Genomic DNA, 13,421 nt, shown 5'->3' with positions numbered 1-13,421 from the left:
CGTTTGCTTCAAGCTTCCGGCGCCGTCCAGACCAGGTTCCACAGGTGGCCATCGATATCCTCGAAGCCCTGGTCGTACATGAAGCCATGGTCTTCCGGCGGATGCGGTATGCGGCCACCGGCGGCCTTGGCCCTGGCGATCAGGCTGTCCACCTCTTCCCGGCTTTCGCAACTGAGGCAAATGACCACTTCATTGGCCTCCTTTGCCTTCGCCACCGGCTTGCCGATCAGGGACTGGAAGAAGGCTTCGGTCGTCAGCATGGCCTGGATGGTGTCGTCGACGATGTTCATGAAGGCCGCGTTCTCGCCGCTGAAGCGGGAATTGAAGGTAAAGCCGAGGGCGGAAAAGAAGGCCCTGGATTTCTCCAGGTCCTTCACGGGCAGGTTGAGGATGATCTGTTTGTTCATGGCGCTTCCTTATTTCCCTGGTGAAAGTGGAATGGACAACCGGTGCGCCGTCCCGGCGACGGGTGGCGGCACACCAAATTGACACGCTGGCGAAAAAAGAACCCCTCCAGAATATCAACAAATGACAAGGAAAGGCGCAGACCATGCTCAGGACTTGCTCCCGAGGCTGGCGGCACCGCTGGCGCGGGCCAGGCTTGAGCGTGCGCCAGCCACCGCGCGCAGGCGCTCTTCAAGGTAGGCGCTCACGCGGGGATGCTGGCTGAAGGCGACGTTGAAGCGGATGTGCTGGTCGGGCGTGTCGTTGGCCGAGAACGCGGCGCCGCGCATCAGCAGGATCTTGTTGCGGTAGGCGTCCTGCACCAGCAAGTCCACGTCCAGCCCTTCGGGCATGCTGCCCCACAGGAAAATGCCGGCGTCGCCGGGCTGCTCGAACAGCACGCCGGCCGCGCTCAATTGCCGCGTGCTGGCGTTGCGCGCCACCATGATCTTGCGTTGCAGCCGCTCCAGGTGCTTGCGCAGGTTGCCGGCCTTGAGCACTTCCAGCAAAACGTATTCGTTCAGCGCAGGCAAAGTCATGATGGCGTGGATCTTGGTGCGCATCAGCAGCTTGAGCAGCGCGGGCGCCGCGGCCAGGTAGCCCATGCGCAGGGCCGGGCTCAGCGCCTTGCACAGGCTGGAGTAGTAGATCACGCCGTCCAGTCCGGACAGCGATGCCAGCCGCGTGCTGTGGCCCGGCTGAAAATGGCCGTGCACGTCGTCTTCGGCGATCAGGAAGCCATGCTGCTGCGCCATGATCAGCACCTTGTGCAAGTTGGCGGCGCTGCTGCTCCACCCGGTGGGGTTGTGCAAGGCCGTCTGCACGAACAGCAGGCGCGGACGGTGCGCGCGGCAGGCCGCTTCCAGCTCGTCCAGGTCGAGGCCATCGGGGCGGCGCCTGATGGGCACCAGGCGCACGCCGTCCTGGCGCAGCCTGCCGAACATCAGGAAATATCCGGGGTCTTCCACCAGCACCGTATCGCCGGGCTGCAAAAACGTGCGGCAGATCAAATCGATTGCATGGGTGCCGCCGAACGTGGTGAGGATGTGGCTGGCGTCCGCGGCGACGCCGATGCCGCGCAACAGCAGCGCGATCTGCTCGCGCAGCTCGGCCAGCCCTTGCGGCGGACAGCGCGAGGCCATGCCGGCCGCGCTGCGCGCCAGACCGCGCTGCACGGCGGCCGCCGGCAGCGCATCCTGCAGCCAGGTGGGCGGCAAGGCGCCGCTGCTGGCCAATATCACGCCCGGACGCTGGTCGTTCACTTGCTGGCTCAGCCACACCGGCTCCTGCTCCTGGCCCGCTTCCAGCGCCACCTCGTCGGGAATGGCGCTGCCGGCGTCAGCTGGCGTGCAGACGAAGAAGCCCGTCGTGCCGTGCGTATCGATGACGCCTGCGGCCACCAGCCTGTCGTACGCCACCACCACGGTGTTGGTGCTCACCGCGAGCTGCGTGGCAAGCTGGCGGATCGACGGCAGCCTGGTCCCTCCGGGCAGGACGCGTTGCGCGATCTGCTGGCGCAATGCGGCCTCGATCTGCTGGAACAGGGCAATGGGCGAGGAGCGGTCGATGGCGAACATGGGTGGCAGTCTAGCGCAAAAACAGCACGGCGAGGACCAGCAGGACGGCCCCCATCGCCAGATTGAATATGCGCTGGTTGCGGGGCGCTTTCAGCACGCCGCGGATCGAGACGCCGAACAGCGCCCACATGGCGTTGCACGGCGTGCCCACCACGGTGCCGGTCACGGACACCAGCAGCGCGCTGGCGAGCATGTTGCCCTGCGCAGGCATGAAGACGGACGCCATGGTGATCGCCTTGAGCCAGCTCTTGGGGTTCAGCGCCTGAAACAGCGCCGCCTGCGCAAACGACACGGCCTTCGGCGCGCTGCTTCCCGCCACCGAGGCGCCGGCCAGCTTCCAGGCCAGGAATATCAGGTACAGCGCACCCGCGATCCGCAGCACCTGCTGCGCCATCGGGTACGCGACGAACACGCTGCCCAGCCCCACGCACATGAGCACGGTCTGCACGAAGATGCCGGCCTGGATGCCGAGGATTACCGGTAGCGCACCGCGATAGCCGAAATTGGCGCCGGTGGTGGCCAGCATGACGTTGTTCGGTCCGGGCGTGGCGGACATCACAAAGCAATAGCTCATCAGGGGCAAGAGTTCGGTCATGGCAGGCAGTCGCAGCGTGGAGAAGGCCCCAGTCTAGAAGCGCGGCACGCCAGGGACAAGGCACAAGGCGACGGATACAAGCACATGCTGTATCAGTCGAACGACTGCTACAGCGGCCCCCGCCCGGACAAGCATGCGGAAAGCTCTGTTCGCGGCCTGAAGCGGACACCGTCTCCGTCAGCCCGGGGAATCGATGCGTTTGTCCAGCGGCTTCGCGTGGAGCGCATCGGTGGCCCGATCCACGAATTGCCTCACGTCCCCCACCTCGGCAAACAAGCCGGCGTAGGCCGCCCGTATCAGCACCGTGCACTGCCCGAATTTCGCAAGCTGCGACAAACCCTCATCAGTGGGCATGAATACCCGGCGCCGGGCATCATTGTCATCGTTCCGATGCTGTATCAGGCCCAGGCGGAGCAGCTTGGGTATCTTTTGCATGACCAGCTGGTGCGAATGTCCGAGTTCGCGCGCCAGGTCCGAGGCGGAAGCCGTGCCGAGCGTTGCCAGAACAGTCATCAGCGAACACGAACGAACCGGGATGACGATCCCCATCGTGTCGAAGACGGTCTTGGATTGCTCAGCGATCAGGACGCTCAGCCGTTCGACGGCGCGGCCGAGAAACACGGCGTCATCGATCGCGGCCGGGTGAGGTGTCTTCTCAGTCAAGGCGCTTGTACCTCTGGATGCTGCCGTCCTGGTTCACGCGTTCCAGCGTCGTCACTTTCCCGCGCGAAACATTCAAGCGGTATCGAAAATCCGACACGCCTTCCACCGCGAACAGGTCGGGACCGATCGGCTCCAGCGCGACGCGAAACCGGTCGCGCCAGATAATGTAGAGTGCGCCCTTGTCCAGGACAATCTGGCGGCCTTCATATTTTCCGGCGGCTTGCGTCAACAGCCCGGCATCGACATGCGGGCGCTCGATCGCTGCCGTCAAGCCGGGGAGCAGCCAGGCAAGTTCGGTTCGCCTGGCCTCATCGGTCTTCGCCAGATGTTCAAGCGCCAGCTTGTGCGCCAGAGGCAGCGCGCGGATGGACGGGCTTGGGATATCGGGTTGCACGCCGGTTCCTTCGAAATCGCCATGCTCCACGGGATCCTGGATCTGGCCGATCGGCACTTGCACGAAAAAATCGTCGTTGAGCGGCTTGCGTGCCACCGGATGCGCACCACCGGCGGTGCGCTCCCCGATCAGCGTCGCTCGTCCGAGCTTCTTCATCGCATAGGAAAACCATTCTGCGGAGGAAAACGACGTGGAGCCGGTCAGGATATAGACGGGCTTGTCCACCATGCGCTTGCCCGGCAAGCCCGGCAACACCCATTGCCCGCGCTGGATACGTTTGCCATCCTCATTATAGTAATAGTCGAAGAGCAGCTGGTCTTTCTCGCTGGAGAAGAAATAGCTCGCCAGAAACTGCGCCATTTCCAGATGCCCGCCATTGTTATAGCGCAAATCGATGATGAGGGCGTCCGTATTGCCGACGAAGCGCATAACGGACGCCGCCGTATCATGGGCAAGTTCCGGATCGGCAAAATAGCTGAAGCGTAGATAGCCGATATTTCCCTTCAGGCGAGCGACCTCGTCGAAACCGAAATTGGTCTCTTCCAGCCTGCTCAATTCTTCTTTGCGTATCTTGGCCTTGAGCGTCGGGTCGGCCTTTGCCTTGAATTCCGCGATCCATGCTGGGTCGGCGCCCACGAAGAAATGCAGGTCGCCGCTGACTTTGACGAGATCGTCCGTCAGCTTGCTCGCAAACGCTGCCTGCGTCGTCGCCGAGTCATAATCGCCCTTGCTCAGATGCTCCTGAAGCACCGGCGCAATTTTTCTGGCGATGTCCGGAAACGCGTAGTTTGCATTCAAGGTGCTATTGAGGGAGGCGATGATCTCGCTCTTTTCATTGCGCGAAAGGCCAGGCTCCCCGGCAAAGGCGCCCGGTGCGCACAGGATGGACAGCGCCGACAGCGCTTGAAGCAGACATAAGTGATAACGCATTCTGATGTTCCCTCCCCTCGGTGAAATCCAATCATACAATATATTGCGCAACATATTGTAGAAAAATCAAATCACTTCGATGAGGGAAGCAGACAACCTCCGCTTCCGTCCGATCTGTTCTCGCCAGAAGGGCGCTTCGGCCAGCGCTGTCAGATTCAACGCTTCAGTGGCAGCCTCCGGCCGGCTATCGTCATTCGCAACTTCCGCCGATACGGGACCGTCGGAATGATTCAGTGCACCACGTTGCTGCCTTCAGGGCACGCTGGCGGTTCCATCCCGCGCTGCAAGCCCCGCTGCGCGCCCTCCTCCTGCCATCTACGGGGCCGGCGCCGTTTCATCCGGGCAGCTGACCTCGTCCTCCGGTGTATACAAGGTCATCGGCACGCGCTGGCCGTCCACTTCCAGCTCGCGTACCTTCGGCGGCACCAGCTGGAACTGGCCCGCTTGCAGCTTCTCGCGCAGGGGCTTGCAGCGCAGGGCATCGGTGGGGATTTGCCCGCGCGCCGTCCAGCTGCCGTCTTCTTTTTCCGCCAGCAACACCGACGAGGCGCGCGGATCATTGCTGATCAGCAACACGTCCTGCTTACCGTCGCCATCGAAATCGAGCAGGTAGGCGTCGCACTGCGGCCCTGCCCGCTTCAAGCAGGCGGGCAGGCGCCAGGCGGGACCCACTTGCGTCCAGTCCTGGCGCAGGAAACTGTCCGGCAGCTTCGCCGTCGCCGGACGCAGGGTCAGGTTGATCGACACGTCGCTCAGCGCGCCCGTCTCGTCGAGGCGATTCTGGCGCTTGAGCATGGCGTCGGCGCGCGCCCGCACGATGGCCGCATCCGGGCCCGTCGTGCGTTTCGTCAATTCCTGCAGGGCCGCCTGGCCATAGCGGGCACCCTGGAAGCGCAGGTATTCGAAATCGAACTTGTCCACGCCCACCTTGCCGCTGTCCAGGCGCGCCATCTGGCTGGCCACGGAAATGCGCGCGGGGTCCGCCAGCGGCGAAAACAGGGCAAACAGCACCAGCAGGGTCACAAAGGCGGTGGCCACGTTGACGTTGGCGATCAGGTGCAGCCAGTCGCCATACTTGCTGGCCGCCCAGGCATAGCCGGCGGCGTAGCAGGTGGCGACCAGCAGGCAGGCGGCCGCGATCAGGCGGTCGGACGTCCAGCCGTGCGACATCACGCGCAAGGTCAGCGCGTAGATGGCGATGCCCACCACCCACGGCAGCAGCAGGCAAGCCAGGCGCGTGCCCAGGCGGATGCCGCGCGCCACGCCATGGCCCACTTCGCCGTTCTGGAAGGCGGCATTGATCAGCACCACCAGCACGCCGGCCATGCCCAGCAGCACGGACGCCGCATGGCGCGTGGCCCACAGGCGCTCGAAGCCGATGAAAGGCAAGGTCAGCAGGAAACCGGAGACGAGCACGGCGGCGATCGGCATCAGCCACGACAGCAGCACCAGCAGCAAGGTGCGGATGCCGCGCACGATGGATGGGCGCACGTCCGTGATGTGGATGGCAAACGAAAACGCGAAGCAGATGACGGGAATCACGAACCAGGCCTGGCCCAGCAGTTTTTTCAGGAAACTGAGCTTAATCAGCAGGAACAATTGCCCGCCCAGCCACAGCACCAGCCACAGACCCAGCACGAACAGCAGGGAAAACAGCAACTGAATGCCCAGCTTCCAGGCGATTTCAAAGTAGGTCGGGTAGCGGGCGATGCGCTGGCCATCCTGGGCGCTGGCCAGCACCAGCGCGTGGGCGATATAAAACCCCACCACGCAAAAACCGAACAGCTGGGCCGAAATCACGCGCAGCGGCGCGCCCGGCTTGTAGTTGCCCCAAATCACGTGCTCGGCGCCACGCGCCACGTCGTGCCAGGCCAGCACGGCCAGCACGACGGCCGCGCCGGCCATCCACAGGGCGATGCGCTTGAGGGACATGTGGCCCAGGCTGGACACCAGCAGGATGGGCAGCAGCAAGCTGATCAGCATCAACGGGCCCAGCAGGTAGGCTTCCGTGGCGGGCCACACCTTGTCTTGCGCCGTGCTGTACAGCCAGTACAGCAGCAAGCCTTGCAGCAGGCCCGTCACCAGGCGCGTCACCGCGATACGCGGCGCCACCACCGGATCGAGCAACGCCATGTTTTTTCCTGCGGCATCCTGCTGCATAGTCATTCCCTTAATAGTCGTTCATTGCAGTCATTGTTGCACTGCGAGCACGGCCATTATTGCATTTCGTTATCGTCATCTCAACAGCGATTCGCGCGCGCCCCCTTCCGGCCCACCCTCGCTGCGGCGCACCGGCAGGCTTTGCGCGAGGCCCCAGGCCAGTTCCGGCACGAGGAACAGCCACAGCAGGGGTTGGCCCGTCATGAGCAAGGCCCACGCCATCCACGTGGAAAACAGGTAGCGGGCCACCGCGTCATAGCGGCCGAAGCGCGGCTGCGGATCGAGCATGCGCAGCACCGACCAGACCATCACCACGCTGCCCAGCAAGCTGCTGATGAGCAAATGCAAGGGTTCGAACACTGGCAGTGGCGCGCCGCCCAGGGCCAGGTTGATGGCGTTCAAGTGCTCGCGCAGCAGCAAAAACGTCCACGGCGTGGTAAACGGGGCAATCATGAGCACGTCATAAATGGCGCTGGCGCGCACCACGCGGCGGAAGGCGGAAACGGACAACATGGCAACTCCTGTGTATGGAAAGCATCCATTCTCAAGGCTGGAGTACACTCCATGGTCAAGCATTTTATGAAGGAATATTTCGATGCAGATCGGCGAGATGGCGCAGGCGACGGGCTTGAGCCGCGATACCCTGCGCTTCTATGAAAAACGGGGCTTGCTGCGCGCGCGGCGCGGCGCGAATGGCTACCGTGACTATCCGCCCGAAGCGGCGGACTGGCTGCGCTACCTGCGCACGGCGCAGCAGCTGGGTTTTACGCTGGCGGAAATCGAGGCCGACATGCCGCTGCTGGCCGGCGCAGGCGATCCGGCCATGGCGGAACTGCTGCGCGCGGCGCTGGCGCGCAAGCTGGCCGACATCGATGCGCGCATCGCCGGCTTGACGCAGTTGCGCGGCGAACTGGCGCGGCGGATGGAGCCGCAGGCGGCCGCCTGTCCGTTGCGGGGAGATGCCGACGTCGCCCGCTAACTGACTGCCATGGCTGCTATTGCCGGGCGCGGTCCCTGAAAAACAAAAACCGCCTGGGCATGGCCGCAGGCGGTTTTGACGTGGCGCAAAGCTGGAATTACTTGGCGGCCTTGCGGCGGCGCAGGAAACCCATCAGGCCCAGGCCGGCCAGCAACATGGCGTAGGTTTCCGGTTCCGGCACGGCGGCCATCACGGAAACATTGTCGATCACGGCGCCCGAGTAATTGTCGAACGGCGTGCCGGCCTTCGCGGCGCTGGCAAACGACAGGGTCGCCAGGCCCGTGGAAGCGGCCGTGAAACTCAGGGTGTTGCTGTACAAGGTGTTCGAGGCGGCGGCCGTCGAGTAGAAATCCCCCACCACGCCACCGAAATTGACGCTCACGCCCTGGCCTGCTGGGCCGCCGGAATTGCGCGCCATGTCAAAGGTCAGGCTGTACGTCTGGCCGGCAACGACGCTGAAATTTTGCGACAGGAAACCCGGACCTGGCGTACCCAGCAAATCGACGCTGTAGCCGTTGATGGCGTTATACGCATTGCGGATCAGGTCGACGGAACTGGCGCCCACGGTCCAGCCCGTGATGGCCGACGAACCGCTGTTGACGACTTTAAAGCCGCTGTCGAAGGTATAGCCGGAAGCAACTGTTTCAAAATTGCCATTCGTGATCAGGTTGACGGGGCTGGCGCTGGCGGTGCCGGCAGCAAACAGGGCGACAACGGCTGCGATGGTGGCGATTTTCATGAGTTGATTTCCTTGTCTTATTGACATTAAAGTTACCTTAAGTGAAATCATATCGCAGCCAGGATGAAAATCCAAGAACTTTGCAAAAATATATTTAATGTGAGCAATTTGCAACGTCTTCAGGCACCTCCCCCTTCCTCCGGAGGAAGACCCTCAATCAAGCTCTTGCCGCGCCACCAGGATGCCATCCGCATCGGCGTAGATCCAGTCGCCCGGATGCACGGCCACGCCGCTGATCTGCACGCGCACGTCGCGCTGGCCGGCGCCCGTCTTGTTGCTCTTGCGCGGATGCGTGGCCAGGGCGCGCACGCCGATCTGGCAGACATTGATTTCCTCGCTGTCGCGGATGCAGCCGTCGACGACGATGCCGGCCCAGCCGTTGCTTTCGGCCAGCACACCCAGCTGGCCGCCCACCAGGGCGCGGCGCAGGCTGCCGCCGCCATCGATCACCAGCACATGGCCCTGGCCCGGCGTTTCCAGGGTGCTGCGCACGAGGGCGTTGTCTTCGAACACGTGCAAGGTGGTGGCGGGGCCGCTGAAGCGCACGCGCTGGCCGAAGGCGCGGTACACGGGCGGCAGCACGGCCAGGGTGCCGTCGTCCAGCATGGCTGCATAGTCGTCGCACAGGTCGGTGGTGGCAAAGGTCATGGGGATTCCTTTCGTGGCAGATGGCAACGATTCTATGCCTTTTGCAGCGCCGCGGCACGTGTTTTGCCGCCCACGCCCACGGCCGTGGCGATCGCCAGCGCCTGGAACAGGCCGATGAAGACGAACAGCAGGGCCGGATGGTCGCCATCCATCAGCGCGCCAAAGAACAAAGGGCCCACGGCCAGGCCGCTGTCGAGGCCCGAATACACGACGCCATACACGCGCCCGGTGGCATTCTTCGGCGCCGCCGCGCGTATCATCAGGTCGCGCGACGGCCCCGCCACACCCGACATCAGGCCGATGGCGCCCATCAGCACCACCGCGCCCCAGGCCGGCACGACGGCCATGCCCAGCAGCACGGCCAGCAACGCGGCGGCGGCAAAGGCGATCGCCACGTTGCGGTCCGGCTGCTTGCTGCGCGCGCCCACCACGCCGCCGGCCAGCATGCCCACGGCCGAGGCCAGCATATAGGCCGTGTAGGCGCTCGTGGCCAGCGCCAGGCTCATGCCGTACAGCTTGACGAGGGCCACGCTGGCAAAGCTCTGGATGCCGCCCAGGGCGATGGCGGTAATGAAGAAGAAGGCAAAGCACATCCACACGGCAGGCAGGCGCAGGAAGTCCAGCGTGCCTTCGCCGCCGGCGGCCTGGCCCGGCGCGGCCTGTTTCACGGGTTCGGGGCGGATGGCGTGGCGGTTCAGGAACAGGATCAGCAGCACGCCGAACGGCAGCACGGCCGCGCATTGCAAGGCCACCCGCCAGTCGTAGTTGGTGGCGACATACGTCATGAACAGGGGCGCCAGGGCCCAGCCGATGTTGCCGCTGATGCCATGCACGGAAAAGCCGTACGCCACGCGGGCCGCCGACACGCGCTGGTTGAGGATCGTGTAGTCGGCCGGATGGAACACGCTGTTGCCCATGCCGGCCAGCATGGCGCCCAGCATCAGCGCCGCATAGCTGTGGGCGGTGGACAGGGCCAGCGCCGACACGCCCAGCAAGAAAATGCCGGAAAACAGCACGGCACGCGCGCCGAAACGGTCGACGACAAAGCCGGCCAGCGCCTGCCCCACGCCCGAGATGATGAAGAACACCGTCATCAGCAAGCCCAGTTCCGCATACGACAGGTCGAAGGCGGGTTTCAGCCAGACGAACAGGGCCGCGAGAATCAGGTGATAAAAGTGCGACACGCCATGCGCCAGCCCCACCAGGGCGATGACGCGGGCATCGCCGCGCAAGGTGGGAAGTCCGGATGCCGAGTTAGTTGTTATCATGTCATACCCTGTCTTATACTGGTGAAGCTCAAGTGTATGCAAAATACCATCGTCTGTTTTCCGACAGAACGACATAATTTATCGAATTAAGGCCAAGCTGATGGGTGTACCTATCCTCCACCATACCCGCATGTGTCCGCCACGGGAAGCGCCCAGCGCCACCATTCCCGTGACCATGATCGCGCGCGACCTGCAACCCGATGAATTTTTATTGCCGCACAGCCACCCATGGGGCCAGGTCACGATGGCGCTCGAAGGCGTGCTGCGCATCACCGCCAACAACAGCAGCTGGGTGCTGCCGCCCATGCGCGCCATCTGGATCGCGCCCAACGTGGAGCATGCCGTCACGATACTGGAAAAAACCCGCTTGCGCCCCCTGTGCATCCACGCCGCGCGCGCGCCCTTTGCGGGCCACGACTGCAAGGTGCTGGAAGTATCGAATTTGCTGCGCCAGCTGATCATGGCGCTGGAACAGCTGGATCCGGGGCAGGAACCGGCGCGCGAGGCGCTGCTGGCCGAACTGATCCTCGATGAATTGAAACGCTCGGCCACGCGCCCCATCCGCGTGCCCTTGCCTGGCGACAAGCGCCTGAAAAGCCTGTGCGACAGCCTGATCGAGAAACCGGGCTTGAACCAGACTCTGGAACACTGGGCGCAGCAGGTCGGCGCCTCGGAGCGTACCCTGGCACGGCTGTTCGAACGGGAATTGGGCATGAGTTTTGGCCAGTGGCGCCAGCAAGTGCGCCTGGCGCACGCGGCGCCCCTGATCGCGCGCGGCGTGCCGCTGTCGCAAGTGGCCGAAGAACTGGGCTACGCCAGCCAGTCGGCCTTTTCCGCCATGTTCAAGAAGACTTTCGGCAGTTCGCCGTCAGCCTTCTTTGCCCAGGGCGACAGAATCTAGCCAACTGGAAAGCGCGCCGATACAGCGCTCAGGGCAAGGCGCAGCGCCGCAGGCAGTACGCTGGTACGGCAAGGCGATACAACGCCGCCATGGGCGCTTTAGCGGTGCGCTATTAAGCCATGAAGTCGAACAGGGAATTCTTGCCCGTATAACCCGGCAAGGCCGAATTCGTTCCCATCTGTTCCTGCGCGGAATACGCTTTCACCAGCGCCTGCGCCTGGGCCGTCAGCGCCTTGGCCAGCACGGCTTTCTTGTTGGTGAGCGTCGTGATGTCCTTGCCGACCGTCTGCACTTCCTTGCGGATGATGCTCGTTTCACCCGTCAGCTCGCCGATCTTGGTGGCGAACTGGTCCGCCACACCCTTGCCGTTATTCGTGAACATCTTGCTGACGGCGTCCGGATCGGCCGCGATGGCTGCCTTGAGTTTTTTGTCGTCGAGCACCAGCTCGCCGCTCTTGCCCAGGGTCACGCCGGCGCTGCCCAGCACCGACGATGGCACGCCCGTGCTGGCCGTGCGCAGCACTTGTTCCATCTGCGAACGCACTTGCCCCAGGGCCGTGTCGGACTTCAAATCGCCCTGCTGCAGGCTCTGCAGCTTGCTGTTGAGTTCATTGTAGGCCGTGACGAAACTGGCCACGTTGCTGGCGATCTGGCTGCTGTCCTTGGCGATGACGAGGTCGGTCGTGCCTTTTTTCTTCAATTCGATGGTGGCGCCCTCGACGGCCGTCGTCAGGGTATTCGTGGCGCTCTTGATTTCCTTGCCGTCGACGGTCAGCAGCGCATCCTGCGCGGCGGCCGTCTGCTGCATGCCCTTGCCGGCGCCGGGCGCATAGCTGAGCAGATTGCTGACGGCCGCGTCGCCGGACACGCTGATGCGCATGCTGCTGTCGGCGCCGCTCTTGCCGTTCAGGGCCAGCGAGTAGCCATCGGGGCCCTTAACCACGCTGGCGTCGATGCCCTGCTGCTTGAGCGCGGCGGCGATGCCGTCGAGGCTATTGTTGCTGCTGTCGATGGTCACCGCAATGATCTTGCCGCTGCCGGGCGTAAATTGCTTGCCGTCGGCCGAGCCCACTTCAATCTTGACCAGCGCGGGCGCACCCGTGCCGATGGCCGCGCTCGAGGATTTCTGCGCGCCGCTAAGCAAGGTCTGTCCCTGCGCCAGTTGCTTGACGTTCATTTCATGGGTGCCGCTGACCGCCTTGTCGGTGGTGGTGGCGCTCAGCACATCCTTGCTGCTGGACGTGGCCGACGTGGCCAGGCCGCTGCCGGCCATGTTCTTGGCCACGGTCTGGAATTTCGCCAGCGCCGATTGCAGCTGGCCCAGGCCGGAGAACTTGGCCTGGTCGCGCGCCAGGCTGGCGTTGAGCTTGACGACGCCCGTGTTTTGCGACTGCATCTGGCGCTCCACCTTCGCATACACATCGGCCGAGATATTGCCCTGCGTCGTCTGCTGCGTGTTATTGGTATAGGCCCTGCTGTTGATGGTCGAATTAAACATGGTAGGCGTTCCCGTCGGGTGTAAGGTCATGGCACACGGTTCAGGTCATGACCGTGCTGCGCTGGAAACGGACGGCAGGCGCGCGTGGCGCGGCAAGGTCCCTCTTCTGGTTGATAATTATGCAGTATTACCGGAATATCAAAACAGCGAACAGAACAGGTTTTTCCTGACTGCAAACCCATATGCACCATTTTAGCGCAATCACTTGCCGCCTATCCCGGACGTGCCTCAGCGCATGAATTTCGAAATGGCGCTGCTGACGGCCATGTCCAGCTGCTGGAAAGTGAGTCCCACCTTGAAACCGGCACTGCTGAAAATGCAGTGCGAGACGGCCACGCGCGCCTCGATGATGTGCGCCGCGCCATCATAAAACAATTCGAACAGCACCTTGCCCTTCTTGCCTGTCGGCACCGGTTCCGCGATGACGGCCGACATGCCGCCCGGTCCCACATCGAGGGTGCGCGCGGCCACGGGACCCGCGCCCTCCATTACCAACATTGCCTTGGCACGCAATATCTTGCGTGCGCCCTGCCTTTGCTCAACTGACACTGTATTCCGCTTCTCTATCTATGCATTGTCGATGCGGATGCGCGAGGCGCATCCATCGGACAAATATTATAGTTCT

General features: G+C 63.4%; 14 protein-coding genes. 2 read left to right on the top strand and 12 right to left on the bottom strand.

All coding sequences use genetic code 11. The annotated features are described in order from the left end of the window. Window positions 1–8 precede the first annotated feature (8 nt). The 7 genes from O3301_RS10495 to O3301_RS10465 form a co-directional block, all read right to left on the bottom strand. A complete protein-coding gene (locus O3301_RS10495) occupies window positions 9–407 on the bottom strand; it encodes a VOC family protein (protein WP_289904288.1) in 399 nt (132 codons plus the stop codon). 147 nt (window positions 408–554) lie between these two features. After that, complete coding sequence (locus O3301_RS10490; protein WP_305056315.1) at window positions 555–2,021, bottom strand: PLP-dependent aminotransferase family protein; 1,467 nt, start codon at window positions 2,019–2,021, stop codon at window positions 555–557. A gap of 10 nt (window positions 2,022–2,031) precedes the next feature. Next, window positions 2,032–2,616: a LysE family translocator gene (locus O3301_RS10485; RefSeq protein WP_305056314.1), complete on the bottom strand. Its 585-nt coding sequence runs from the start codon at window positions 2,614–2,616 to the stop codon at window positions 2,032–2,034. A gap of 177 nt (window positions 2,617–2,793) precedes the next feature. Next, window positions 2,794–3,279: a MarR family winged helix-turn-helix transcriptional regulator gene (locus O3301_RS10480; protein ID WP_305056313.1), complete on the bottom strand. Its 486-nt coding sequence runs from the start codon at window positions 3,277–3,279 to the stop codon at window positions 2,794–2,796. After that, entirely contained in the window at window positions 3,272–4,603 is a 1,332-nt protein-coding gene (locus O3301_RS10475; protein WP_305056312.1) for a S41 family peptidase, read from the bottom strand. The genes O3301_RS10480 and O3301_RS10475 overlap by 8 nt, the downstream gene beginning before the upstream one ends. Window positions 4,604–4,918: 315 nt before the next feature. Continuing rightward, complete coding sequence (locus O3301_RS10470; RefSeq protein ID WP_305056311.1) at window positions 4,919–6,736, bottom strand: DUF4153 domain-containing protein; 1,818 nt, start codon at window positions 6,734–6,736, stop codon at window positions 4,919–4,921. A 102-nt stretch (window positions 6,737–6,838) separates the two neighbouring features. Next, window positions 6,839–7,276: a hypothetical protein gene (locus tag O3301_RS10465; protein WP_099667220.1), complete on the bottom strand. Its 438-nt coding sequence runs from the start codon at window positions 7,274–7,276 to the stop codon at window positions 6,839–6,841. Between the two features lie 82 nt (window positions 7,277–7,358). Between O3301_RS10465 and O3301_RS10460 the strand changes: the two genes are divergently transcribed. Next, complete coding sequence (locus O3301_RS10460; RefSeq protein ID WP_305056310.1) at window positions 7,359–7,742, top strand: MerR family transcriptional regulator; 384 nt, start codon at window positions 7,359–7,361, stop codon at window positions 7,740–7,742. Between the two features lie 97 nt (window positions 7,743–7,839). On the opposite strand, the gene O3301_RS10455 is transcribed toward O3301_RS10460, so the two are convergent. The 3 genes from O3301_RS10455 to O3301_RS10445 all read right to left on the bottom strand — a co-directional run bounded on the left by O3301_RS10455 (window position 7,840) and on the right by O3301_RS10445 (window position 10,397). Beyond that, window positions 7,840–8,481 (bottom strand): choice-of-anchor C family PEP-CTERM protein, encoded by a 642-nt coding sequence (locus O3301_RS10455; RefSeq protein ID WP_251351617.1) that lies wholly within the window; start codon window positions 8,479–8,481, stop codon window positions 7,840–7,842. Between the two features lie 153 nt (window positions 8,482–8,634). Continuing rightward, a complete protein-coding gene (rraA, locus tag O3301_RS10450) occupies window positions 8,635–9,129 on the bottom strand; it encodes a ribonuclease E activity regulator RraA (RefSeq protein WP_035820358.1) in 495 nt (164 codons plus the stop codon). A 32-nt stretch (window positions 9,130–9,161) separates the two neighbouring features. Further along, window positions 9,162–10,397, bottom strand: coding sequence for an MFS transporter (locus O3301_RS10445; protein ID WP_305056309.1), 1,236 nt, complete (start codon window positions 10,395–10,397; stop codon window positions 9,162–9,164). A gap of 100 nt (window positions 10,398–10,497) precedes the next feature. Here O3301_RS10445 and O3301_RS10440 point away from each other — a divergent pair, with 100 nt between their 5' ends. Then, window positions 10,498–11,298, top strand: a complete 801-nt coding sequence (locus tag O3301_RS10440; RefSeq protein WP_180278731.1) for a helix-turn-helix domain-containing protein — start codon at window positions 10,498–10,500, stop codon at window positions 11,296–11,298. Window positions 11,299–11,410: 112 nt separating this feature from the next. Here the strand turns inward: O3301_RS10440 and fliD are convergent, their stop codons facing one another. Continuing rightward, window positions 11,411–12,796, bottom strand: a complete 1,386-nt coding sequence (fliD, locus tag O3301_RS10435) for a flagellar filament capping protein FliD (protein ID WP_305056308.1) — start codon at window positions 12,794–12,796, stop codon at window positions 11,411–11,413. A gap of 228 nt (window positions 12,797–13,024) precedes the next feature. After that, window positions 13,025–13,345: a PilZ domain-containing protein gene (locus tag O3301_RS10430; protein ID WP_305056307.1), complete on the bottom strand. Its 321-nt coding sequence runs from the start codon at window positions 13,343–13,345 to the stop codon at window positions 13,025–13,027. Window positions 13,346–13,421: the final 76 nt, after the last annotated feature.

The sequence above is a fragment of the Janthinobacterium sp. SUN211 genome (genome assembly GCF_030587315.1).
Lineage (GTDB): Bacteria > Pseudomonadota > Gammaproteobacteria > Burkholderiales > Burkholderiaceae_D > Janthinobacterium > Janthinobacterium kumbetense.
Note: the sequence above shows the minus strand (reverse complement) of the source record. Positions and strands in the feature narration are given on the sequence as shown.